This is a genomic window from Candidatus Angelobacter sp., assembly GCA_035607015.1.
Lineage (GTDB): Bacteria > Verrucomicrobiota > Verrucomicrobiia > Limisphaerales > AV2 > AV2.
Map to the genome: position 1 here is coordinate 1 of DATNDF010000164.1, position 22,655 is coordinate 22,655.

The following is a 22,655-nucleotide window of genomic DNA, read 5'->3' on the forward strand; positions in this document are numbered from 1 at the left end:
GGCTCGGCAAGGCAGCGCTCGTGGCGGCGGCGTTCGACGAGCGCATCGCCATTGCAATCCCTCATCAGGCGGGGTGCGGCGGATCGGCGCCCAGTCGCGCGCGAATCGCCATCGGGAAACCCTTCAACACTCTGGACACGGCGCAAACCAAACCGCCGGAGACGGTCGCGGACATCAACGACAAGTTCCCGCACTGGTTCAATGCTCGATTCAAGGAATTCAACGCTCAGCCGGAACGTCTTCCCTTCGATCAGAATTGTCTGGTTGCGTTGTGCGCGCCGCGCCCGGTCCTGTTCACGAATGGCCGGGCGGACACTTGGATCAATCCAGCGGGCCAATTTGAGGTGATGCACGCGGCGGCGCCGGTTTACGATTTGCTCAATGCGGGCGATTTTACCGCAACGGAACTGCCGCCGGATGGAAAACTGATAGGCGGGGCACTCGGTTACTACCTCCGACCGGGAGGCCACTCACTGCTGCGCGAGGATTGGAAAGTGTTCCTCGATTTCGCCGACAAGCATTTCGGGGGACAACGGCCTCGTGATTCACAAGCGGCGGATGGCCCGATCATCATCGATCCGGATCACCCGCATTCATTTCGTCACCAGGGCGGCAGGCGTTTTTTCCCCATGGGCGACACTGCGTATTTCCTGATTGCGCAGCCGACCAACGTGATCGCTCACTACATCGATATCCGGCGGGCGCACAGGTTCAATTTCGTCAGAATGATGGCGATGGCGGACGGGTTCTGGCCGTTTGGAGGCTCGCCCAACAGCCCGGATTACACAGCGATCGACGAAAACGCCCTGATGAAGCTGGATTGGGTGTTTGATTACGCTGCGGCTCGGGGCATGAACATCGAACTGATTCTATGGGGATACGGAGTCGGGGGCGGCGAAGGGTTATGGGCCAGCGAAACGAATCAAAACTTCTGGGTTGATACGTTGGTCAATCGCTATCGCAGCAGGGCAAATTTGTTCATGTACACCATTGCCAACGAATTCGAGCGCTACCCGGACGGCAAATATGAATACAGCCCGGCCGATGTGGACTGGGCCATGAAAATAGCCACGCGTATTCACAGATTGGATGCCGTCCACCCGATCGGTTGTCATCCGTCCGTCTGGATCACCGATCAAGATCCCGTCGGTCCAAGGCCGTTCGCGCGATACGCTGGGTTCACGCAATGCCGGCCACAGGTCGTCTGGCCGTTGTGGAAGGGCAGCGACGTGAATCTGAACGTGACTCAGAATAATGAGGGAGTGCAGCCACGCACCTGGGGAAACCTCGACGGAGGTCGTCGCGGGCTGACTTATTATTCGACCAACTGGCAGGGAGCCGATTACCCGACACAGTGGACCGCGACGGGATGGGATTTCGAGGGCGCGGGATTGGAGGACTGCATCGCTGAAGACTGGGTTCACAGCAGCAAACCCGTTCTGAACACGGAGTTCGGCTATCAGTACGAGCCTGGTTACGAATCGAGTGACGGTTTCTCGACCCGTCAATTGCATCAACCGGCGACGGTGAGGAAGAAGGCTTGGAAGATCGCCACAGCAGGAGGGTATTTCGCGGCCGGTTTTGCGGGCACGGCCGTTTCACGCAACTTGACGCGGAACGACGTAGACAACTTCCGACCCGCTGCATTGGAAGTGCTCTACGATTTCTTCACCGCCAAGACCGAGTACTGGAAAATGGCGCCGCACCTGGAATGGGTTGCCTCGCATAACAGCCTGCTGGCAATCCCAGGCGCCGAGTACGTGGCTTATTTCCCGCGCGGCGGAACCAACTATATCAATCTGGCAGCGGGGAGCTATAGCGTGGAGTGGTTGCATCCTGAGACTGGCCGGTACTTCGAGGAGCAGAACCTGACCGTGGCAGAGGGCCGTCGAGACTTTGCTCCCCCGCGGCATCCAAGTGACGACTGGGTTTTGCACCTGCGCCGGAGGGATTAATTCTCAAGCGCCAGGTGGCGGCAGGATTTCCAGCCCGTATTTCTTTCCAATCTCAGTCACGCGCGGGATGTCCTGCTGTTGCTGCGGACTGAGCGCGCCGATTTCCTCGAAGAAGCCCTCGAAGCCGGCCGGCGTGATGACACACATGAGCCGGCCAGGCGTCTGGCCGAGGTAACGGTAGGTGTGTGGTATCCCGCGCGGCGCAAAAATCGTCGCGCCCTTTTTGGCTACGAACGTTTTTCCGCCCACGGTCCATTCGTATTCGCCTTCGAGGGTTTGAAATGTTTCGTCCTCGCGGTGATGGATGTGCGGTGGTGGACCGCCGCCCGGTACGTCGTGCGATTCGACCGCGCTCACCACGCCGCCGGTGTCTCGGCCGTGAATGCGAATGACCATCGGAATGCCAAGGACGTTCACCTTCTTGCCGCCGTCGTTTGGGATTTGGATTGCGTTCATGTAATGATGTCGAGTTCCCCGTAGAATTTTTATTTGTAAGCCACCGCCGCGCTGGACGGGCCGGAGAGGTGGATGACTTCGAAGCGTTTGAAACCGACTTCACTGCACCACTTCCGAAAATCCGCGCCGGAATAGTCGAACGCGTCGCCGAATTCGATGAGCATGTTTAGCGACATGAGCAACCCTTGCACATTCTCGCGCCGCTCGTCGTCAATGAGCGCTTCGATGGCCACCAATGCGCCGCCGGACGGCAACGCGTCGTAGGCCGCACGGATGAGGTGCATCTTTTTCTCCAGATTCCAGTCGTGCAGAATCATTCCCATCGTGATGACGTCGGCCTTGGGCAACGGGTCTTTGAAGAAATCACCCGCGGCCGTGCCGATGTGACCGCTCAATCCGGCGGCGGCGGTGTGCTTCTTCGCGATGGGTTCGACTGGCGGCAGATCAAAGCTCGTGCATTTGAGCTTCGGATGTCTCTTGGCCACTTCGATGCAGAGCAGACCGGTCGCTCCGCCGATGTCGCAGAGGGTCTTGTATTTCGAAAAATCGAACTTGTCGGCGAAGGCTTCAAAATTGATGCGAGAGAGGCCGGTCATCGCGCCCATGAACTGTTCGAGTTTGGGCAGGTCGGCGTAGAGTTCCTCGAAGAGGCCTTTCTGGCCGTGCTTCACTTCGTTCTGCGGTTTGCCGGTGCGGAGCGCTTCGGGCAGGTCGTGCCAGAACTTGAAGAGCCGCGCGTTGAGCATGACCAGGATGCCACCCACGTAACGCGGGCTTTTCTCATCGAGGAACAACGCGCCTTCGGGTGTGTTGAAGTATTTCGATTGCGGGCCATCGCCTTCGCGGCCGAGAAACTTCATCGCCACAAGCGCGTCAAAAAAATCCGGGATGCCGCGTGGATGTAACTTCAATTCCGCGCCCAGTTCCACGCCAGTGAGTCGGCGGTTGGCGAGTTTGCTGAACACTCCGAATTCGACAGCGGTCAGCAGAACCTTGGACGACCAGAACGAAAACGCGGTTTGGAGAATGGCGGAGGGATTTGGTGCCGATGTGGACATCCAAAAAGTGTGGCAGTGCGAAATCCTCCGGGCAAGTTCGCAATCGAGCGGCTCCTTCTCCGGTCCGCAACCGCACTGGAAACATAATGGGGTTGCGGGTCTTTGCAGACTGCAACCGGGCTCGAAAAAATCCATGCAATTTACGGCGGCGGCGATAACATATCTCCCGGCCATCAACCATGAATACTTTACGAGTTTCCCACGGGAAGCCTCGTCCAAGCCGACTGCATTGCGGAACAATCGCAACAATCCGCGCCGCCCTGTTGGTTCTTTGCCTGACCGAAGTTTTTTCGATCCTGGCGGAGAGCGGCAGACTGCTGAGCCGTTCCGAAATCGTGGTTTCCGACGATATGCTCGGAGCGTGGCAGGTGACGGCCGGATTCTCCAATACCGTTCAACGCGTGCGATTCTGGAAGTTCACCTACGAGAGCGATGGCCTGAAAGTTTGTGGATACATGGTGCCCGACGCCAGAGCAGTCCGCTGCCTTGTGTCATTGAGAATCGCGGCGGTGGTCATCGGCTCCGGCGAAGTTGAATTGGAAGAAGAAATCAGACTGCGCCCGGAGATGGAAACGAATGTCATCGCCGAGCTCGTACCAGGCTACGCAACCAGCAAGGCACGGGCGCTTCGGGCCAGGTCGGCGATTCACCGGTTCGAGAAGCTGGCGAAAGACACGCCCATCCTGCCGTTGGCGGGCACGGAGGATCGGCGCGTGAATCCGATGAACTTGTTGCGTGTGTCAGAGAAGCTTTATCAACAGCGCCATCCTTTCCGGCTCGTCATGTTCGAAGGCGGAGACCACGGGCTTTTGGAACACGGGAAAGAGCGGGACCGGATCGTTCTGGACTGGTTCAACAACCATCTTCGAGGCGCAAGCCGAGTCCGAGTCTCGACCCGCACGACGGCTGACAGCCTATGAAAGCGGACGAACTGAGGCCGGGAGCCCAATGTCTGATCGGCGTTTTCCTCCTGTTCTTTTCCGATGTTGTCGCTCCGGCGGCTGGCTGGACTCGTTTCCGCGGGCCCGATGGATCCGGAGTTTCCGACACGCGCGGGTTTCCGGGCACGTTCGGCCCCGGGACCAATCTTCTCTGGAGAGCGAAGGTGCCGGCCGGCAATTCCTCGCCGGTGGTCGCCAACGGACGGGTGATTCTTGCGGGTTATGAAGGCAGTCGCCGCACCCTCTCCTGCCTCGATGGCAACAGTGGCGCGCGGCTGTGGGAAAACTCCATCGAAGCAACACGGGTCGAACGCAAGACAGAGCCGAACGATCCGGCCTCATCCACACCGGTGACGGACGGCCGAAACGTTTATGTTTTATTTTCGGGGTTCGGATTGATCTCTTATTCGATGGACGGCGGGGAGCGATGGCGAACTCCACTCGAGCCGTTCAATCAACCGCGCGGCATGTCAAGCTCCCCGATACTCGCAGAGGATCTGATCGTTGTTCTCGCGGACCAGGTGACGGACTCTCATATCGCGGCGTTTGAAACCAGCACCGGCAAACTGAAGTGGCGCACGACGCGCCCGAATTTTGTCGGCGGCTATTCGACGCCGCTGGTTTCCCGCGGAGCCATCGTGGCATCCGGACCGCTCGAGTTGACCGCCTATGCGACCGCCACCGGACGGCGCCTATGGTCCGCGGGCCGGATGGGTGTTCTGCCCATAAGCAGCCCGGTTTGCGAAGGTGATCTTTTCTTCGTGAACAATGGAGCAGTACCGCCGTTCGAATCTCTCATCAAGGACATGAAAGCGGACCGCAACGGCGACGGCAGGCTGACGCCCGACGAGTTTCCGGACCCGTCCTTCAAGGAAGCGGTGCTCGCGATCGATCGCGCGTACGGAAACGGAGATGGCGCGGTTGACAAACAGGAGTGGGATGGCGCGTTGAAATTGATGCGGACGCTCAACGCGCTGGTGGCGATCCGCATGGATGGCGCGCAGCCAAAGGAACTTTGGCGAATGACGAGGAGCCTGCCCGAAGTGGCTTCACCGCTGCTTTACCGGGATATCCTCTACCTCCTGAGGGACGGTGGAATCCTGACCTCGGTCAATCCGCTGGATGGCTCCGTCTGGAAACAGGATCGCCTTCCCGGAGTGGCAGGCCGATTCTTCGCGAGCCTCGTGGCGGCCGACGGGAAATTGTTCGCCGCGAGCGAGAGTGGAAAAGTTGCGGTGGTCAAGGCGGGACGCGAATGGCAACTGCTGGCTGTGAATGATCTCGGCGAAGCTTGTTACGCAACGCCCGCCCTGGCCGAAGGCAGGATCTTCGTCCGAACCAAAAACACCATCTTCACTTTCTCCGCCAGATGATATCTCGGAGCGGAACCGGGCGCCCGTCGTTCTGTCTCCGCCGGGTCATCCTCCAACCGCCTGCTCGACCGCGACGCGCTTGCGGTCATTCGTTTCTCCGCGAGCGGAGGCGCAATCAAGCACGGCGACAAAGGAAAACGCCCTCCTCGCCGGACCCGGTGATCCATTCGTCCGATACCTTCAAGCCGTGCGCGGCGAGGTTCGCGCGGACCAGTTCCGGCGTGTAGCGATACGAAAAAAAAAGCTGGATTGTGTCGCCGTTGGCAAAACAGAAGCGTTCTTCTTCGACGACGAATTCCCTTGCGTGACTGAAGTGAAACCGGGCCAAAACGCGTTTCAGCCCGCCCTCTGCCGGACTCGTTTCGATGGAAAATCGCAGTTCGCCATCGCCACGCTCCACACCGAGATCGAGTAAAAACGTCAACAACCAGTCCCGCGTGAGCGGGTTGTCATACTGGGGCAGAATTTTTTCAACTCCCGTCGCGTAGTCGGGTCCGGGCGCCAGATTCGCGCTGAAAAGCAGCGTGTCCTCCGGTCGGGTGAGCGCGGAAAGTTTCGGTAGAATGGCCTCCGGCTCGAAGTTTGGAATCATGCCGAAGAAAGTGAAAACCCGTCCGGCCTGCAGCGCGTGGTGCCCGGCGAGGATGCCCGCGGGATTGGCGGTCGAAATTAGATCCCACACGAGCGGGAAGCAGTTCTCTTCCGCAACCACCTGCAGCGCCGTCCGCCGGGCTGCAAGTGCCATGGCCACACTCACGTCTGAGGGGGTGTAAAATACTTCCCCGCCTCGCGCGTGGAGTTGTTTCAGCAGACGCGTATCTTTTTGTCCACCGCCGCAACCGAGGCCGATTACGTGAACGGGGAAGGTGGACGTCTGTTTCGCCACCGCCGCGAAGGCACGGTCATAAGCCGCGGCGCAATCCGCATCCTCCCGCGAGGGCGAGCAGGCCTGGTGCAAGGCGAGCCACTGGTTTGTCTGCTTGACGCTGTCGTAATGAAACTTGTGATTCACACGCCGAGTGCGCAGCGATTCCAGCAGATCGCGCCGGACATTTTCCGGCGACTGGCTGGCGTGAATGGCGACGTTGACAAGGGACGACATGTCCTGCTTGTCGCCGATTCTGAAGACCGAGGCAAGCTCCGGCGCCCATTGGCCCGCACAGTAGATGCAATCAGTGATGTGCCTGTCGCGCTCCGTCCATCCGTTCCCTGCCGATGATCGTCCCCGCCCGACCCGGTCGATGAATTTCCGCCCGTTTCACAGCAAGGTTTCATCCTGAAGAAACGGGGAATGAAAGAACCGGATTTTAGCTTGGGGATTGCGGCAATTTCATCAAGACTGTAAACCAAAACCAATGGCGTCGGATCAATCGAGGCGAATTACGCTCGGCGACATCGGCAAAGAACCGTTCCGCCTTTTCTTTCCCGCAGGGGTCCTGGCAGGGATCGTCGGGGTCAGTCTGTGGCCGCTTCACTTTGGCGGACTTATCAGTCTCTACCCGGGACAGGCGCATGCGCGCCTCATGGCCTGCGGGCTTTTCGGTGGATTTATTCTTGGATTTCTGGGAACAGCCATGCCGCGCATGTTGTCAGCGCCGCCGCTTGGGCCAGGAAATGTTCTCCTGCTTCTGGCGTTGCATCTTTCCATGGTGGTGAGTTTCGCGACCCAGCACGTTGGGCTGGGCGACCGGCTTTTTCTCGTCTTGCTCGGTCTGTTCGTCGTCCTGATGTTCAGGCGGGCAAGGCATCGCAGGGATATGCCGCCACCCGGATTTGTGCTGGTCGGTCTGGCTTTCCTGTGCGTGTTCGCAGGAACTTTGCTCGCCGTGTTCCAACCCGGGCAGGATGAGGCGGGCGCATACTGGGTCAGTCTGCAACGGTTGTTGTGTTATCAGGGATTCGTTCTTCTCCCCATCCTTGGGATTGGCCCGTTTATTCTCCCGCGATTTTTTGAACTGCCCAGCGCGCACGATTTTCCCGAAAGCCTGGTGCCTGCGGCCGCGTGGAAGAAGAAGGCGGCGCTGGCCCTGGGCGCCGGAGTTTTGATCGTAGCTTCATTTTTTATCGAGGTGGAAGGATGGTTCCGCACGGCGCACGCGGTCCGTTTTGCGACGATTCTGGTTTATCTGGCGCTTGAATTTCCGTTTCACCGGGCGCCCAGGTTCAGCAACGCGCTGGGTGCCTGCCTGCGGATCGCCTTTGCGGCTTTGGCCGGTGGATTCATAGCCATCGCCTTGTGGCCGGGCTTTCGGGTCAGCCTGTTGCACCTGACTTTGATCGGGGGTTTTGCGGTGGTCACATTCACGGTGGCCACGCGCGTCGTGTTCGGACATAGCGGCAATCTGGAAAAGTTGCGCGGGCGGAACGCGTGGATGCAGATCGCGGTGGCCCTGATGCTGTTGGGGATGGCGACGCGCATCAGCGGAGACTTCTGGCCCAAAATCATGATTTCGCACTACACGTTCGGCGCGATCCTCTGGATCATCGGCGTGCTGCTCTGGTCCTGTTTTGTGCTGCCCAAAGTGTCGCAGGTTGACAACGAATGAACCGGGGCTCGTTCATGGAACCGCACTCCCCATTGATTACCATACACCGGCGGGCCGGCTGGACGATCGTGTTGATGTTGCTGGCGGCAATCGGGTTCTTTGTCGCCGGCATCTTTCTGCCATTCACCTCCGTGACCAAGCTGTGGTTGTTTGAGAACCAAATCTCCGTTTATCGGGGTCTCATCATCCTCTGGGGCGAGGGCGAACTGTTTTTGTTTTTGATCCTCTTTGTGTTCACCCTCTGTTTCCCGCTCGTGAAAATCAACGCCCTGCTGGCGCTCTGGCTTTATCCTGGGCTGACCGCCGAGCAGGCGCGGACGTTCTACAAGTTCGTGGCGAACATGGGCAAATGGTCCATGCTCGATGTGTTTGTCGTCGCGATTCTCGTGCTGACCGTGAAATCCGGAGGCGTGGCGAGCATCAATGTGGAAAGCGGCTTTTTTCTGTTTTTCGTTTCCGTCCTGTTGACGCAATTCGCGTCGATGTGGACCGGCAGAATCGCCTCGCGGCTGGAGAAATAGGCGGCGACAGACCGCACGAATCCCTTCGACCGCGGCTCCCCGCCACTGCGTCCGTTCCTCAGATGCGCCAGCGACGAACCCGACGTCTCCCGGGTTGCAGAGCTGCTTCGATTCGCAGGGCCGCGTTCCTCATTTTGGCGGGGCTTCACAGACGGCTTCGAGGGCGTTGCAATGGCGCGTGGTCGCGGGGATGCCGAGCTGTCCCGAACATGTTTGTTCATTCGTCGTATCCATGACAGAACGAAAACATCACGAGAAAGGCAAAACATGAGCAAAGCGAAGAAGACCACCGCCGCCAGCATCATCTGGTTCGAGATTCCGGCGGACAAGCCGGAGCGCGCAAAAAAATTTTACGGCAGGCTGTTTGGCTGGAAGATCAACCCGTTTCCCGGTGCGTCCGCCCCCGTCGGGGATTACTGGCACATTGACACCGGCGGTGCGGACGCCTCCCCGGACGGCGGATTGATGAAGCGCGTGCACCCCGGCCAGACCATCACCAGTTACGTCAACGTGCCTTCAGTGACGCGGTTCATGGCGAAGGTTGAAAAACTGGGCGGCCGCGTCTGCCGGCCCAAAACAGCCGTTCCGGGCATGGGCTACTTTGCCATCTGCCAGGACACGGAAAACAACACATTCGCCCTTTGGGAAATCAACGACCGCGCAAAGTAAAAGTTGCCAGACCGCGCTGCCTCTTGGTTCAATCGGTTTCAATCAAAAACCCATGAGCAATCCGTCTGCACCTGTTTCGAAAAAAATGCGCTGGGCCGGGCGAATCATGAGCGCCTTGTCCGCGCTGATGCTGCTCGCGAGCGCTGTCATGAAATTCATGAAGCCGGCGCCGGTCTTGGAAACCGGGTTTTGATTGAGCGGACGGATGGCCTCGATTAGATTGGCCGGAGCGTTCACGGCAGTTTTTTGTGGAGCCGGCCTGAACGCGGCGGCTGGTCTACCGTGGACATGAAGCGAAATCAAAATCGGCAACCCGGATCATGAGCGAGAGCACCGGCAAACCTTCTCCGGCTGCCGATGCCGAAACGCCCGGTGGCAAACCGGTGGCGGAAGTTTCCCGCAAAGAAGCGGCGCTGACGTTCCTGCGTAAGGCATCGTCGGGCCGGGCGCGCGAGGCATTTCAAACGCACGTCGCTCCGGGCTTCCGACATCACAATCCGTTCCTCAAGGGCGATGCCGATTCGCTGATGATCGCGATGGAGGAAAACGCGGCGAAAAATCCCGACAAGGTGCTGGAAGTCCAGCGCGCGCTCGAAGACGCTGACTGGGTGGCGGTTCATTCGCGCGTGCGACAGAAACCGGGCGAGCCGGGCGCGGCCGTGGTCCACATCTTCAAATTCCAGGGCAACCGCATCGTCGAACTATGGGACCTGGGCCAGCCTGTGCTGGAAAATTCTCCGAATGAAAACGGCATGTTCTGACGGGCACGACGGGCTGCTGCGAGCTTGATTGCATGAAACAGGACACCAGCAGATTCGATGCGAAGGGCGGGCTGAAGAGCGGTGTGTTCAAGCAGCATTACAAGGATGGCTCGCTGGCAAGCGCCGGCAAATATCTCAGGGGGGAGAAATCCGGTGTCTGGAGGTATTATCTGCGGAACGGACAGTTGCGGGCGGTGGGCAGATTCGCCGGCGGCAAGATGACCGGCGAATGGAAATGGTATCGTGAGACGGGAAAGTTGATGCAGACCGGTTCATTCGTGGCGGAAAAGAAATCCGGCGTCTGGAAACGTTACCGACCGAGCGGCGCGCTGTACGACGAGGGCAGATTTGCCGACAACCGGAAAATCGGCGAGTGGCGCGTGTATGATGTCCATGGCAGGCTGATTAAAACCACCTGCCATCGGGCGAAGAAATGAGTAATGAGATAATAAGTGCCGCCGGTTTGAGCGCGGAGTGTTCGCGTCTTGGTTGCGTGGAATACATTTATGCATCGAGGCGGCGCGGCTTGATCGCGTTGATGAAACCATGAAGGTCAACCCATGAAAGGAGCGAAAACCATGTCCGCCTGGTTCTATTATGCCGTCGGCGCGGCCGTGCTCTACGGCCTGCATCAAATCTTCACGAAACTCGCTGCTGAAAGAATCAGTGACGGCCTCGGCGGTTTTGTTGTCGAAGCCACGGCGGCGCTCACGATCCTGTTCTACCTTGCCTGCCTGCGCTTCGGAGGGGCGTGGAATCAAACCGCATCCGCACCCGGAGCATTCTGGTCGGTGATGACAGGCATTTGTGTGGGCGCAGGGACGATTCTTTTCTTCCTCCTGTTTCAGAAGGGCGGGCCGCTGTCCGCCGTGCCGATGATTCTTGCCGGCGGCGCGGCACTGATGGCCGTGGCCGGCATCCTGTTCTTCAAAGAACCCGCCAGTGCGCCGCGCCTCCTCGGGATAGCGCTGGCGCTCGCCGGCCTTTTCCTTCTTCGATTACCGGCCGGCAACTGACGCAACCGCGCAGTGGTTATGGCGAAGGGAGTTTGGATCGGGTTTGCGGACGGTTTCGGTTGAAAACCTTGCCGGGTTCGCCGACAGTTCCTGCAAGTCGTCTCGAAGACGCCCGCTCATTCGCCGCATTATTGACCGCGCGAAACGCGCAACCCGCAACAGCATGGCAGCCGACACTCAGCCCACGCTCGGAAACGGCAAGGTCTGTTACGTTGAGATTCCGGCCCTCGACATCCATCGCTCGGCAACTTTTTACAAGGAAGTTTTCGACTGGCAGATCAGAACGCGCGGCGACGGCAGCGTGGCGTTTGACGACGCAGCCGGTGGAGTGAGCGGCACGTGGGTCGTTGGCCGCAAGCCGATGACGGAAGCCGGCCTGCTGATCTATATCATGGTGGACAGCGTGGCCGTCACGACGGAGGCCGTCGTCGCCGGCGGCGGCAGGATTGTGCAATCGATCGGCGGGGACGCGCCTGAAATCACGGCGAGGTTCACGGATCCCGCGGGCAACGTGATCGGGCTGTACCAGCAACCGCCGGGCGAGGGTTCACCTGACCGGAAGATTGTCAGCACACGTGTCGTCAATGCACGGCGCGACGTTGTCTGGAAGGCGTGGACCGATCCCGGGCATCTGGCGCGGTGGTGGGGGCCGAAAGGATTTACCAACATGTTTCAAGAATTCGATCCGAAGCCGGGCGGGCACTGGCGTTACGTCATGCGCGGACCGGACGGCAGGGAGTACAAGAACCACACCGTTTTTCTGAACCTCGCGAAGCCGGAGCGGATTGTTCTGGAGCACATTTCGGGTCCGCAATTTCTGGTGCTGGTCATCCTCGATGAACAAGAGGACCGGACGAGGATCACTTTCCGCCAGACCTTCAGGTCGGCGGCGGATTGCGGGCAGTGGAAGCCGATCTGTGTTCCCGCGAACGAACAAAACCTGGACCGGCTTGAATCCGAATTAAAAAAGATGTCCTGAATGCGGCGGCACGTTCGTTGAACAGATGAAAACAGAAAAACTGACTGAGAATCATGAACACGACAAAAGGCAACCGCTTCGTTCAACCTTATCTTTTCTTCAACGGCCGTTGCGAAGAAGCCGTCGAATTCTATCGGAAGGCCCTCGGGGCCGAGGTGGAGATGATGATGCGTTTCAAGGACAGTCCCGAACCGCCGAAGCCCGACATGGTCCCGCCCGGTTTCGAGAATAAAATCATGCATGCGAGCTTCCGTGTCGGCGACACCACGCTCATGGCCTCGGACGGCTGCTCGGCGGAAAAGGCCGCCTTCGAAGGCTTTTCCCTCTCGCTCGCGGTGGCGACTGAAGCCGAAGTGGATCGCGTCTTTGCGGCTCTGGCGAACGGCGGCCAGGTGCGGATGGCGCCGGCGAAAACCTTCTGGTCGCCCCGCTTCAGCATGGTAGAAGACCGCTTCGGTGTGGGTTGGATGATTACCGTGAAGTCTTGAGCCAGGAACCCGCACGGAGGCCGCATTGTTTCGTTCCACCATCAAATCAGCCCCTTCACCTGAAATGAACATGACCACACCCGCTCATCCGATGAAGCAATCCGCCGTCAGACCCTTCAGCATCGCCCAAACCTTCGATGCGCCGCTTGATCTCGTGTGGAAAGCGTGGACCGAACGCACGCGCCTGATGCAATGGTTCGGGCCGAAAGGCTTCAAGATGCCCGCCGCCAAACTGGATTTTCGTCCGGGTGGTACTTTTCACTATTGCCTGGAGTCCCCCGACGGGAGGGAAATGTGGGGCAAATTTGTGTATCTGGAAATCGTCGCGCCCGAGCGGATCGTCCTGGTCAATTCCTTCTCGGACGAGGATGGAAATCTTACACGACATCCATTCAGTCCGACGTGGCCGCAGGAAATGCTGTCCACCAGCACATTCACCGGGCGGGACGGCAGAACGGAGTTGACCATTGAGTGGTCTCCGCTCGACCCAACGGAAGAGGAGCGCAGGACGTTCGATTCCTCACACGAAGGAATGAAGCGGGGCTGGAGTGGAACGTTCGAACAACTTGCCGCCTACCTGGCGAAGGCCGGGGCTTGAAAACGGAATCAAGTCCACCGAGAATTTGTCAGACAATGTCCTGAACCGCGGTGTCCGGTCGTCGAAGAAATGGCGCATGAAACGGAAATCTATGATCTCAAACATCCTCATCGCTCTCGCGGTTGTCGTTTTATTATTCGTCATCGTCGTTGCCACGCGGCCGGCCGATTTTCGCGTCACGCGGTCGGCGACGATCTCCGCTCCTGCGGAGGCCGTGTTCGCCCAGGTGAACGACCTTCGCAAATGGGGGGCGTGGTCACCGTGGGAAAAAATCGATCCAGCACTCCGACGGACCTTCGAAGGTCCGTCGGCAGGAATCGGCGCCATTTACCGCTGGGTTGGCAATAAGAAGGTCGGCGAAGGGAGCATGACCATCACCGAGAGCCGGCCGGGTGAGCTGGTCCGGTTCAAACTGGAATTTCTCAGGCCGTTCAAGGCAACCAACACGGCGGAGTTTACCTTCAAACAGCAGGGCAATCAAACCGTCGTGACGTGGGGCATATTCGGGGAAAACAATTTCATGAGCAAGGCGGTCGGCCTGTTCATGAACATGGACAAAATGGTCGGCGGCCAGCTCGAACAAGGGCTGGCGCAGATGAAATCGGTGGCCGAAGCGGCGGGTAAAAGTTAGCTTCGGGATGGAGTCTGTCCTCGGGACGCCGCATTTTTCGTCGTATGATTGAACGAACGGAACGATCAACCAACAGAGAACAGGAAAAGTCATGAGCGCACAAAACAATAATGGATACATGCTGATATTCCGCGGCACGGACTGGTACAAGGACCTTTCGCCGGAACAGACGCAACAGGTCGCCGATCACTGGATGGCGTGGTTCAACCGGTTGAAAGACGAGGGCAAGGCCATCGCCGGAAACCCGCTGGAACGCGAAGGCAGGATTGTTTCGGGAAAGAACGGGCGTGTGGTGTCGGACGGACCCTTTGCCGAATCCAAGGAAACGATCGGCGGTTATTTTCTGCTGAGGGTGAAAACGCTCGACGAGGCGGTGGCCGTCGCGCAACAGTGTCCGGGCCTGCCGTATGGCATCCGTGTGGAGGTGAGGCCCGTGGCGGGTGAATGCCCGCTTGTCGAGGAGGCTTGCGCCGAGGCGCAGCTCGCCCGGGCGTGAGCAGTTAAAAGAAACTCGCAGGACGAAAATGCAGATCAGTCCGACCCGCGGCGGATGCGCTCCGGCCGGGGCAAACCATGAAACCCGGGCGCGTCATTGTATGCCGCCGGGCGGACCAAGCGCGGTAAAAACTGAGAAATCGCACAACGACCATGAGCAAGATACGAGTTTTGGTGGGCACAAAGAAGGGCGCGTTCATCCTGACAGCGGATGGCAAGCGCCAGAATTGGGACGTCAGCGGGCCGCACTTCGCGGGCTGGGAGATGTATCACCTCAAAGGCTCGCCGGTTGAACCGAACCGCATTTACGCGTCGCAGACCAGCGGCTGGTTCGGTCAGATCATCCAGCGGTCGGATGACGGCGGAAAAACGTGGAGTCCGCCCGGAACCAAGCCGGAAGATTTGATGGGTCCGGATGGAATGCCCAAAGGTCAGAGCAACATGTTCCTCTACGAGGGCGAGGTCGGCACGCACAAGTTTTACGACGGATCGCAGCATCCGTGGGAGTTCAAACGCATCTGGCACATCGAGCCGTCGCTTACCGATCCGGATACCGCGTTTGCCGGCGCGGAAGACGCCGCGATTTTCAAAACCACAGACGGCGGAAAAACATGGAAGGAGCTTTCCGGATTGCGTCGTGCCAAGGGGCATCTCTGGCAGCCGGGCGCGGGCGGCATGGCCGTGCACACGATTATTCTCGACCCGAAGAACGCGAACCGGATTTTCATCGCCATCTCGGCGGCGGGTGCGTTTCGCACGGATGACGGCGGCAAAACATGGCGGCCCGTCAATCGCGGCCTGAAGTCGAAATACGAACTTCCCGACCCGGATGCCGAAGTCGGCCACTGCGTCCATCGCATCGCCATGCACCCGTCGCGTCCGGACGTGTTGTTCATGCAGAAGCACTGGGATGTGCTCCGCACCGACAACGCAGGAGAGCAGTGGCGCGAGGTCAGCGGGAATCTGCCGACCGATTTCGGTTTTCCCATCGACGTCCACGCGCACGAACCGGAGACAATTTTTGTCGTTCCGATCAAAAGTGACTCCGAGCATTTCCCGCCCGATGGAAAACTGCGCGTTTATCGCAGCCGGTCGGGCGGCAACGAATGGGAAGCGCTCACAAAAGGCCTTCCGCAGAAGGATTGCTACGTCAATGTGTTGCGCGACGCCATGGCGGTTGACTCGCTGGAAAAGTGCGGGGTGTACTTTGGGACGACGGGCGGACAGGTTTATTGCTCGGCGGACAGCGGCGATACCTGGAATCCAATCGTGCGCGACCTTCCCGCCGTCTTTTCGGTGGAGGTGCAAACTCTGCCATGATTCGTGTGGTGCTTCCATTCCACCTGCGCAACCTCGCGCGCGTGGACGGCGAAGTGCAGCTCAACGTGGCGGGTCCGGTCACCGTGGGAACCATTCTCGATGCGCTCGAGGCGCGCTATCCCGTGTTGTGCGGAACGATCCGCGATCACGGCACGTTAAAGCGCCGGCCATTCATCAGATTCTTCGCCTGCAAGGAGGATTTGTCTCTTGAACCGCCCGACACTCGGTTGCCCGACGAGGTGGTCAGCGGTGCCGAGCCGTTTTTGGTCGTGGGGGCGATGGCGGGAGGCTGACGCCGGCGAATTGAGCGCCCGGGTGGTCTCCGCTGCTCTTCCTTGAAGGAATCGAAATTTCGTGCGCCAATTCCGTCCGTGTTCGCGGCCTGTGAAATTTGCATTCTGGCGGGGGGCCGAAGCTCGCGGATGGGCGCGGATAAATCCCGTCTGCGCCTGGGCCGGCGGACGTTATTAGGCCACGTGCGCGCCGCCGCGAATGCCACCGGACTGAAGGCGCGCGTCATCCGGTCGGACGTGGTACCGCAGTGCGGTCCATTGGGTGGCGTTTTCTCGGCGCTGGCGACGAGCCGCGCCGAGACGATACTTTTTCTTTCATGCGACATGCCCTTCGTCTCGCCGGAGTTGCTGAAGATGCTTGGCCTCCGATTGAAGCCAGGGATGGCGGCGTTGTTCACCGAGGAGGAAGGCCAAATTGGATTTCCGTTTTTAATCCGGAGGGAGGTATTGCCGGTTGTGGAGCGGCAGTTGAGCGCCCGACGGCCGTCGTTGCGCGGACTGGCGGACGCGCTCGACGCCCGAACCTTTCGCGTCACGCGATCCCGGAAGCACGAGTTGTTCAATGTCAACACGCCCGGGGATTTGAAGATTGCGCGCGACTGCTGGCATGGACTGGCGCGCCGGGCTTGAAGCGTGAACGGTCCAAACCCTGCTTGTCACGCCACGGCGTCGCGCGTATGGTCGACCTATGTTAAATCGGTATGTTCCCGCCCTTCTGCTTTCGTCCGCCAGCTTCTGGCTCGCATCGGCCGACACACTCCAGTTGAAGGACAAGGCGGCCATCACGGGAAAAATCCTCGCCCGGAAACACGATCAGATCGCCATCGACGTGGGCTACACGGTGCTGGTGGTCCCACGCAACCAGATTGAGAAAATCATCGAAGGGGAAGGCACAGGACGCGCCGGCAAAAAGACACCCGTGGCGGTCGTCGCGCCCGCGCCGGAAGCGAAACCGGGACTCTACCAATCTCCAGGTGTCGCCCCTCCGGAACGCTCGGTGCGCGAACTGGTCAGTCAGTATGGCGAGGCCGTGGTGCAGGTCCGGACACCTGGCGGACTTGGTTCCGGATTCTTCCTCAACGAAGACGGCTATCTCATCACGAATTTTCACGTCATCGAAAACGAGACGCAAATTTCTGTGGAAGTCTATCATCAGAAGGGCGGCCAGCTGGAACGCAAGAGCTACAAACAGGTCAAAATCATCGCGATCAACAAATTCGCCGATCTGGCCTTGTTGAGAATAGAGGACAAGGACGCGCCCAGGTTTGCGAAGGTGTTGCTGGGCGATTCGGATGCGCTCTCCGTCGGCGAGCGCGTGTTTGCGATTGGCAGTCCCCTCGGTCTCGAGCGCACCGTCACAGAGGGCATCGTGAGCACCAAGACCCGGCCCATGCAGGGCGAGCTCTATCTGCAGACCACCGCTCAGATCAACCCGGGAAACAGCGGCGGGCCGTTGTTCAACCTGCACGGCGAAGTGGTGGGTGTCACCAACATGAAAATCACGTTTGGAGAAGGGCTGGGATTTGCGATTCCGATCGAAGCCGTCAAAAACTTTCTGGGCCACCGGGATGCGTACGCCTACGACAACGACAATCCAAGCAATCCTTACCGTTATCTCGAACCTCCCAGCCGCACTCAAAAAAAGGCCGATGCGCGCTGACTTTTTCTGCGACCGGATACCCGGTCAAAGTGTTCTCTTGCTAAGTTGCTGGCTATTCAGGCAACCTGTGGGCCGGTCGGGACCAGATGCAAACTTTCAGTCAGCAGCCGGAATGAGGCGGAGTCTGTTTCGGCGGCCCAAACAACACCGCAACCTGATCGCATGAACAAGCCATTCAACATCCTCGCCCTGCTGGCGTCGGTTTCGATCATCGGCAGCGCCGCCGTTCCGCCGCCGGAAAAACTGCTGCCCGCCGAGACGTTGGGCGTCTTCACGGTGCCGGATTACGCGAAGGCCACGGCGGCGTACAACGCGAATGCCAGCAGCCAGCTTTTGCGCGATCCCGTGTTGAAGCCGTTCAAGGACAAATTGCTCAACAAGATCGACGAGGAATTCATCAAACCGCTCGAGCGTGAACTGGGAGTGAAATTTGCCGACTACAGCGGACTGGCGCAGGGCCAGGTGACGTTCGCGGTTCTTCAGAACGGCTGGCAGGGAAAGGAAGACGTGTTGCCCGCGTGGCTGTTGCTCGTGGACTCGCGGGACAATAGCGGGCAACTCAGGACCAATCTCACGGTCTTGAAGAAGAAGTGGACCGACGGCGGCCGGAAGTTGAAGACGGAAAAAATCCGTGATGTGGAGTTTACCACGTTGTCGGTTTCCGGCGAGGAGGTTGCAAAAACCCTGCAGAAATCATTTCCCGATTCCAAAACGGACAAGGAGGACGCGCCGAAGGAAGGCGGCGATGAGAAGAAAACCGACTCGAAGACCACCATCACCATCGGCCAGTCTGAATCACTGTTGATTGTGGGCAGTGATCCCAAGGCGATTGAGAAAGTCCTGGTCCGGCAATCGGGCGGCGCCATCCCGCCGCTTGCGGAACAGGCGGCCTTCGACACCGACTATCAGGCCCGGTTCAGGAACGCATTGATGTATGGCTGGATCCATTTCAAACCGATCGCTGAAGTGCTCAATCGCATCTCCTCGGACTCCGGTTCCAAAGACACGGCTTCCGATTCGCCGAGCTGGCCCAAGGTCGCCGCCGCGACGGGACTGGCCGGCTTGAACACCATCGCTTTCAATTTCAATGAGTCACCGGAAGGTTCAATGGCCGAATTCAACCTCGGGGTGCCCGCGGCGGGCCGTGTTGGGATTTTCAAGATCATCGCCATCGAACCGAAGGACGCCAACCCGCCTCCTTTTGTGCCGGCGGACGCCGTGAAGTTCCAGCGCGTCCGCCTGGACGTGCAAAAGGCGTGGAACACGCTGGAAAGCATGCTCACGGACATCTCACCGCAAATGGGTGGCGGGCTGAAGCTTATTCTGGAGACCGCCGGAAAGGACAAAGATCCCAACTTCGACCTTCGAAAGGAGTTGATTGGAAACCTTGGAGACGACGTGATTTCGTTTCAAAAGAATCCGCGCAGCAATACGATTGCGGACCTCAATTCTCCGCCGGCCTTGTATTTGATCGGCTCGCCGAACGCCGAGAAGCTTGCGGCTGCTATCAAGACCATCGCTTCCCTGTTGCCGCCTCAGATGACCAACATCAAGGAGCGCGAATTGCTTGGTCGCAAGGTTTATTCTCTCGCGATCCCGAGCGCGAATCCGGATGGCTCCATGACGCAACGCAACCTCAGCTACACCGCCAGCGGCGGCTACCTCGCGCTATCCACGGACGACGCGACTCTGGAGACGCACCTGCGCAGCAGCGAAACCACGGGAAAGACGCTGCGCGATACTCCCGGACTGGCTGAGGCCGCACAAAAAATCGGCGGCATGAGCACAGGACTGTTCGGCTACGAAAACACCGGCGAAACCTTGCGCGTCATGCTCGAAGCGTTGAAGAACGATTCTGGAACCATCGAACGAATGCTGCAGATGACGCCCCTCGGCACGAAGCTCAACGGAAAGGATGGCAAAGGGGGCCTGAAGGACTGGGTTGATTTCTCTCTGCTGCCGCCGTACGAGCAGATCGCCAAATACTTCTACTTCGCCGTTTATTCCGGGAGCGTCAACGCCGACGGTTTGAGCTACAAGATGTATTCGCCCACGCCGCCGCAACTGAAGAAGTAGAGGCTCGCGCGGCGGAGTTTATTCCTGCGGATAGACCAGGATCCGGTCGTGCACCAAAACGACCAGGTCATTTTTCCCGTCTCCCGTCACGTCGGTGATGAGCGCCTCTCGCGGTTCCGGCAGTTCGTTGCGCCGGCCGCGAAACGTCCGCTCCTCAAACACCTGCCAGCGACTTGCCGGCGCCAATTGATGCGGCGGCTCGAACGTGACGAGTTCGAGGTAGTTTTTGGCGGTTTCCAGAAAAACCAGGTCCTTGCGCCCGTCGTTGTTCAAATCGCCCGAAACCACGTCGTTCAAGTAACCGTCCTTGATCGGCGTCTCGTAGCCGTCCAATTCCGCGAACTCCCAGACCTCCCCGGTGAAAGTCATCCAGGCGGCGGCGTTCAGGCTCAGGAACGCGATGCTGTTGGGGCGGGTTGCGCCCAGCGCCACGGCCTGGAGGCTGGAAAAATCACTGACCGGCAGCGGCAGATTGCGAACCACCTGCCAGACACCGGCGGGATCACGCTCGCACAGCGTCAGGGTTTTTCGCTCCGCGTCGAGCAGGAACAGCGAGGCGATGCGGTTCGTCCCGTTCGGCAGCGCGGCGGCGGCAACGATGCGTGAATTGCTGCTGGCGCCATTGATCTGCTCTTTGACGCGGAACGAATAGGTTGGCTTGCTGTCTGCGCTGTTCGTCTCGACCTGCCAGACCACCGCGCGCAGGAAGTTCTTCTGGGCCAGTAGGAGCTCAGGTTTTCCGTCGCCGTCCACGTCGGCGGCGCTCATCCACGGTTGCTCCGCGCTGCCGCCGGGCGGCGCGATGTCCTGCTCATCAAACGGCTTGTCGCGAACCTGTACCAGCACCTTGATCTTCTCATAGGGAATCAGGACAACCAGATCGTTGAGACCGTCCTGGTTCACGTCGTGGAACGCGAGTGTCGTCGGGTTGGATTTGAAGCTCTCGCTCAACTTCTGCGAAACGATCTTTCCATCGGCGGAACGGACCTGGAGCTCGCGTTTGTCGTCTTTGTCCAGAATGAGCGCAAGGGAAGGCTTCGCGCCGGGTTGCAGAGCGCCAACCGCCAGAGCCAATGGCCGGCCTTCGGTGGGCAGAATCCGGGGGAAGGCGACCCGACCGTTTTTGTCCAATTGCGTCACGCCGACCTGGCGCTCGTCCGCGCTCAAGAGGAAGATCTCCGGTCGCCCGTCGCCGTCCCAATCCGCCACGGCCACGTCACTGACGCCTGTCAGAGTCGGGAATTTTTTCGGCGAGCCGAGCGAACCATCCGGCCCCTGGAAATAGACCGCAAGCTGTCCGCTGTCCGGTTCGGCGACCAGCAGTTCGGGCAGGCCGTCGCCGTCAATGTCCGCCCAGACCGCGCCACGACGGGCCTTGCTGGTTCGCGTCAACGGCAGGACCTGAAACTGACCCTCCTTCAAAGCGCCGGACAACGGCTCCGCAGGCTTTCGTTTGAAGGTGGAAACCTGTGCGCGACCTGATTTTTGCGCGATCGTGATGATTTCCGTCTTGTGATCGCCGTCGAGATCGTCGGCCCAGTAGGACCGGATTGGGGGCAGGGAAAAATGAATCTCGGGGCCCAGTTGTCCGGTTTCGTTTTGCAGGCGGAAACGGAATGGATTCGGGCTGTCAAAGTTCACGAGCAACACGTCCTCGCGGCCGTCGCCGTCGATGTCCAGAACCTGCGGTGATTTTACCGTGCCGGAGTAAGGGATTTTTTCCGGTTCCGCCAGTGTGTGGTTCGTCGTCTGCACCAGCAGATAGACGTAATTCTCCGCGAGCAACACCAGGTCGGGCCGCCCGTCTCCGTTCAAATCGCCCGACGTGAGCGCGTCCGGTTCGAGCAAGCCGTCATCCAACGGCCACCGTTTGGGCGCGCTCCAGCCGTTGGTCCCCTGGTTGAATTGCACCACGAGCTCCTTGGGCTCTCCGTAGTAGGCGATGTCCGGTTTGCCGTCGCCGTTCAGGTCGGCAACGACCAGGCTGGAAATCCGCTTTTCAGATGCGATGGAATCTATCCGAAAACGGGCGTCGGGTGGTAGCTCGTTCAATTCGCGCTTGGCGTCGGTCTTTAATTCCGTCTGATTCGTCCGGCCCGTCTGGTTGTAGAGCAGGTTGATTTTCGACCGGAAATTGTTGACGACAATCAGATCCTGTAATCCGTCGCCATCCAGGTCCGCCGCGCGCAGGTGGCCAATCTGGTTGTCGATGGGGAAAATCTCCGGACCCGTGAAGGCAAAGCGATTTGTGGCGCTGTCGGCGCGAGCGAGCGTCAGTGTCACCGCCAGGGAAAGCAAAGCGCGCAGAATCTTTCCCGCCGGTTGGGTTCGGATCATTCGCATGTAAGGTCCTTCAAACATAAGCCGGCCGAACAATGTCAGTCGCAGGTCGGTTTTGCCAGCCTATTCACCCAGCAGGTGCGCGACGACGCGGCGCGAATGCGGATGCGTCCGGTGTTCCCAAAGATAGATGCCCTGCCACGTCCCCAACGCAAGGTGACCATTGCTCACCGGGACGCTCAGGTTGACCGCGGTCAGAGCCGCGCGAACGTGCGCCGGCATGTCGTCGTCCCCTTCGATCGTATGTTGAAACAGCGGATCGCCGTCAGGCGCCAGCCGCGTGAAAAATCGCTCCAGATCGCGGCGCACTTCCGGGTCGGCGTTTTCCTGAATCAACAATGACGCTGAAGTATGCTGCACGTGCAGCGTCACCAACCCGATCTTCAAGCCGCTCCTGTGAACCAATTCCGCGATCTCCGCCGTCAGCTCGTAAAAGCCACGGCCGCGGGTCCTTATCACCAGTTCATTGAGATATTGAC

General features: G+C 59.2%; 25 protein-coding genes and 1 pseudogene. 20 read left to right on the top strand and 6 right to left on the bottom strand.

Translation table 11 applies throughout. The annotated features are described in order from the left end of the window. Positions 1–1,955: hypothetical protein (locus tag VN887_06630; GenBank protein ID HXT39682.1), on the top strand; the 1,955-nt coding region annotated here is incomplete at its 5' end. Between the two features lie 3 nt (positions 1,956–1,958). Here the strand turns inward: VN887_06630 and VN887_06635 are convergent. Both VN887_06635 and VN887_06640 read right to left on the bottom strand, forming a co-directional pair. Beyond that, on the bottom strand, positions 1,959–2,411 hold the full coding sequence (locus tag VN887_06635; protein HXT39683.1) for a cupin domain-containing protein: 453 nt from the start codon (positions 2,409–2,411) through the stop codon (positions 1,959–1,961). A gap of 29 nt (positions 2,412–2,440) precedes the next feature. After that, entirely contained in the window at positions 2,441–3,469 is a 1,029-nt protein-coding gene (locus VN887_06640; GenBank protein HXT39684.1) for a methyltransferase, read from the bottom strand. A gap of 263 nt (positions 3,470–3,732) precedes the next feature. Here VN887_06640 and VN887_06645 point away from each other — a divergent pair, with 263 nt between their 5' ends. Both VN887_06645 and VN887_06650 read left to right on the top strand, forming a co-directional pair. Continuing rightward, positions 3,733–4,389, top strand: coding sequence for a prolyl oligopeptidase family serine peptidase (locus VN887_06645; protein HXT39685.1), 657 nt, complete (start codon positions 3,733–3,735; stop codon positions 4,387–4,389). Continuing rightward, a complete protein-coding gene (locus VN887_06650; GenBank protein HXT39686.1) occupies positions 4,386–5,783 on the top strand; it encodes a PQQ-binding-like beta-propeller repeat protein in 1,398 nt (465 codons plus the stop codon). Before VN887_06645 ends, VN887_06650 begins: the two co-directional genes overlap by 4 nt. 115 nt (positions 5,784–5,898) lie before the next feature. On the opposite strand, the gene VN887_06655 is transcribed toward VN887_06650, so the two are convergent. Continuing rightward, positions 5,899–6,885, bottom strand: a complete 987-nt coding sequence (locus VN887_06655) for an L-histidine N(alpha)-methyltransferase (GenBank protein HXT39687.1) — start codon at positions 6,883–6,885, stop codon at positions 5,899–5,901. Between the two features lie 253 nt (positions 6,886–7,138). Between VN887_06655 and VN887_06660 the strand changes: the two genes are divergently transcribed. From VN887_06660 to VN887_06670, 3 genes are all read left to right on the top strand, one after another. Continuing rightward, positions 7,139–8,329 carry an NnrS family protein gene (locus tag VN887_06660; GenBank protein HXT39688.1) on the top strand — a complete coding sequence of 397 codons (1,191 nt, stop codon included), beginning with the start codon at positions 7,139–7,141 and terminating at the stop codon, positions 8,327–8,329. A 14-nt stretch (positions 8,330–8,343) separates the two neighbouring features. After that, positions 8,344–8,850 (top strand): paraquat-inducible protein A, encoded by a 507-nt coding sequence (locus tag VN887_06665; GenBank protein ID HXT39689.1) that lies wholly within the window; start codon positions 8,344–8,346, stop codon positions 8,848–8,850. A 267-nt stretch (positions 8,851–9,117) separates the two neighbouring features. Further along, positions 9,118–9,519, top strand: coding sequence for a VOC family protein (locus tag VN887_06670; GenBank protein HXT39690.1), 402 nt, complete (start codon positions 9,118–9,120; stop codon positions 9,517–9,519). Positions 9,520–9,561: 42 nt separating this feature from the next. Here VN887_06670 and VN887_06675 read toward each other — a convergent pair whose 3' ends face one another. Further along, the gene (locus VN887_06675) at positions 9,562–9,756 is read right to left on the bottom strand and encodes a hypothetical protein (protein ID HXT39691.1); all 195 of its coding nucleotides are present in this window, start codon (positions 9,754–9,756) and stop codon (positions 9,562–9,564) included. 83 nt (positions 9,757–9,839) lie between these two features. Here VN887_06675 and VN887_06680 point away from each other — a divergent pair, with 83 nt between their 5' ends. The 14 genes and pseudogenes from VN887_06680 (at position 9,840) to VN887_06745 (ending at position 19,836) form a co-directional block, all read left to right on the top strand. Further along, the gene (locus VN887_06680; GenBank protein HXT39692.1) at positions 9,840–10,280 is read left to right on the top strand and encodes a nuclear transport factor 2 family protein; all 441 of its coding nucleotides are present in this window, start codon (positions 9,840–9,842) and stop codon (positions 10,278–10,280) included. A 32-nt stretch (positions 10,281–10,312) separates the two neighbouring features. Continuing rightward, the gene (locus VN887_06685; protein ID HXT39693.1) at positions 10,313–10,717 is read left to right on the top strand and encodes a hypothetical protein; all 405 of its coding nucleotides are present in this window, start codon (positions 10,313–10,315) and stop codon (positions 10,715–10,717) included. Between the two features lie 123 nt (positions 10,718–10,840). Beyond that, complete coding sequence (locus VN887_06690) at positions 10,841–11,296, top strand: hypothetical protein (protein HXT39694.1); 456 nt, start codon at positions 10,841–10,843, stop codon at positions 11,294–11,296. 163 nt (positions 11,297–11,459) lie between these two features. Continuing rightward, positions 11,460–11,801, top strand: a pseudogene (locus tag VN887_06695) (VOC family protein). A gap of 15 nt (positions 11,802–11,816) precedes the next feature. Then, on the top strand, positions 11,817–12,275 hold the full coding sequence (locus VN887_06700; GenBank protein HXT39695.1) for an SRPBCC family protein: 459 nt from the start codon (positions 11,817–11,819) through the stop codon (positions 12,273–12,275). A 53-nt stretch (positions 12,276–12,328) separates the two neighbouring features. After that, positions 12,329–12,763, top strand: coding sequence for a VOC family protein (locus tag VN887_06705; GenBank protein HXT39696.1), 435 nt, complete (start codon positions 12,329–12,331; stop codon positions 12,761–12,763). A gap of 70 nt (positions 12,764–12,833) precedes the next feature. Continuing rightward, on the top strand, positions 12,834–13,361 hold the full coding sequence (locus VN887_06710) for an SRPBCC domain-containing protein (protein HXT39697.1): 528 nt from the start codon (positions 12,834–12,836) through the stop codon (positions 13,359–13,361). A 76-nt stretch (positions 13,362–13,437) separates the two neighbouring features. Next, on the top strand, positions 13,438–13,992 hold the full coding sequence (locus VN887_06715) for an SRPBCC family protein (GenBank protein HXT39698.1): 555 nt from the start codon (positions 13,438–13,440) through the stop codon (positions 13,990–13,992). 91 nt (positions 13,993–14,083) lie between these two features. Then, the gene (locus VN887_06720; protein HXT39699.1) at positions 14,084–14,488 is read left to right on the top strand and encodes a YciI family protein; all 405 of its coding nucleotides are present in this window, start codon (positions 14,084–14,086) and stop codon (positions 14,486–14,488) included. Between the two features lie 152 nt (positions 14,489–14,640). Further along, positions 14,641–15,807 (top strand): exo-alpha-sialidase, encoded by a 1,167-nt coding sequence (locus VN887_06725; protein HXT39700.1) that lies wholly within the window; start codon positions 14,641–14,643, stop codon positions 15,805–15,807. Further along, positions 15,804–16,100: a MoaD/ThiS family protein gene (locus VN887_06730; protein HXT39701.1), complete on the top strand. Its 297-nt coding sequence runs from the start codon at positions 15,804–15,806 to the stop codon at positions 16,098–16,100. Before VN887_06725 ends, VN887_06730 begins: the two co-directional genes overlap by 4 nt. A gap of 78 nt (positions 16,101–16,178) precedes the next feature. Next, positions 16,179–16,730, top strand: a complete 552-nt coding sequence (locus VN887_06735) for a molybdenum cofactor guanylyltransferase (protein HXT39702.1) — start codon at positions 16,179–16,181, stop codon at positions 16,728–16,730. Between the two features lie 58 nt (positions 16,731–16,788). Further along, complete coding sequence (locus tag VN887_06740) at positions 16,789–17,760, top strand: trypsin-like peptidase domain-containing protein (protein HXT39703.1); 972 nt, start codon at positions 16,789–16,791, stop codon at positions 17,758–17,760. A 162-nt stretch (positions 17,761–17,922) separates the two neighbouring features. Continuing rightward, positions 17,923–19,836 carry a hypothetical protein gene (locus VN887_06745; GenBank protein HXT39704.1) on the top strand — a complete coding sequence of 638 codons (1,914 nt, stop codon included), beginning with the start codon at positions 17,923–17,925 and terminating at the stop codon, positions 19,834–19,836. Between the two features lie 18 nt (positions 19,837–19,854). On the opposite strand, the gene VN887_06750 is transcribed toward VN887_06745, so the two are convergent. Continuing rightward, positions 19,855–22,179: a VCBS repeat-containing protein gene (locus VN887_06750; protein HXT39705.1), complete on the bottom strand. Its 2,325-nt coding sequence runs from the start codon at positions 22,177–22,179 to the stop codon at positions 19,855–19,857. Positions 22,180–22,239: 60 nt separating this feature from the next. Then, positions 22,240–22,638: a secondary thiamine-phosphate synthase enzyme YjbQ gene (locus VN887_06755; GenBank protein HXT39706.1), complete on the bottom strand. Its 399-nt coding sequence runs from the start codon at positions 22,636–22,638 to the stop codon at positions 22,240–22,242. Positions 22,639–22,655: the final 17 nt, after the last annotated feature.

Coding starts and splice junctions, on each gene's coding strand:
- VN887_06740 (HXT39703.1), top strand. CDS start 16,789: ATGTTAAATCGGTATGTTCCCGCCCTTCTGCTTTCGTCCGCCAGCTTC.
- VN887_06640 (HXT39684.1), bottom strand. CDS start 3,469: ATGTCCACATCGGCACCAAATCCCTCCGCCATTCTCCAAACCGCGTTT.
- VN887_06690 (HXT39694.1), top strand. CDS start 10,841: ATGAAAGGAGCGAAAACCATGTCCGCCTGGTTCTATTATGCCGTCGGC.
- VN887_06680 (HXT39692.1), top strand. CDS start 9,840: ATGAGCGAGAGCACCGGCAAACCTTCTCCGGCTGCCGATGCCGAAACG.
- VN887_06705 (HXT39696.1), top strand. CDS start 12,329: ATGAACACGACAAAAGGCAACCGCTTCGTTCAACCTTATCTTTTCTTC.
- VN887_06665 (HXT39689.1), top strand. CDS start 8,344: ATGGAACCGCACTCCCCATTGATTACCATACACCGGCGGGCCGGCTGG.
- VN887_06655 (HXT39687.1), bottom strand. CDS start 6,885: ATGTCGTCCCTTGTCAACGTCGCCATTCACGCCAGCCAGTCGCCGGAA.
- VN887_06660 (HXT39688.1), top strand. CDS start 7,139: ATGGCGTCGGATCAATCGAGGCGAATTACGCTCGGCGACATCGGCAAA.
- VN887_06635 (HXT39683.1), bottom strand. CDS start 2,411: ATGAACGCAATCCAAATCCCAAACGACGGCGGCAAGAAGGTGAACGTC.
- VN887_06650 (HXT39686.1), top strand. CDS start 4,386: ATGAAAGCGGACGAACTGAGGCCGGGAGCCCAATGTCTGATCGGCGTT.
- VN887_06685 (HXT39693.1), top strand. CDS start 10,313: ATGAAACAGGACACCAGCAGATTCGATGCGAAGGGCGGGCTGAAGAGC.
- VN887_06710 (HXT39697.1), top strand. CDS start 12,834: ATGACCACACCCGCTCATCCGATGAAGCAATCCGCCGTCAGACCCTTC.
- VN887_06715 (HXT39698.1), top strand. CDS start 13,438: ATGAAACGGAAATCTATGATCTCAAACATCCTCATCGCTCTCGCGGTT.
- VN887_06730 (HXT39701.1), top strand. CDS start 15,804: ATGATTCGTGTGGTGCTTCCATTCCACCTGCGCAACCTCGCGCGCGTG.
- VN887_06720 (HXT39699.1), top strand. CDS start 14,084: ATGAGCGCACAAAACAATAATGGATACATGCTGATATTCCGCGGCACG.
- VN887_06670 (HXT39690.1), top strand. CDS start 9,118: ATGAGCAAAGCGAAGAAGACCACCGCCGCCAGCATCATCTGGTTCGAG.
- VN887_06745 (HXT39704.1), top strand. CDS start 17,923: ATGAACAAGCCATTCAACATCCTCGCCCTGCTGGCGTCGGTTTCGATC.
- VN887_06750 (HXT39705.1), bottom strand. CDS start 22,179: ATGCGAATGATCCGAACCCAACCGGCGGGAAAGATTCTGCGCGCTTTG.
- VN887_06725 (HXT39700.1), top strand. CDS start 14,641: ATGAGCAAGATACGAGTTTTGGTGGGCACAAAGAAGGGCGCGTTCATC.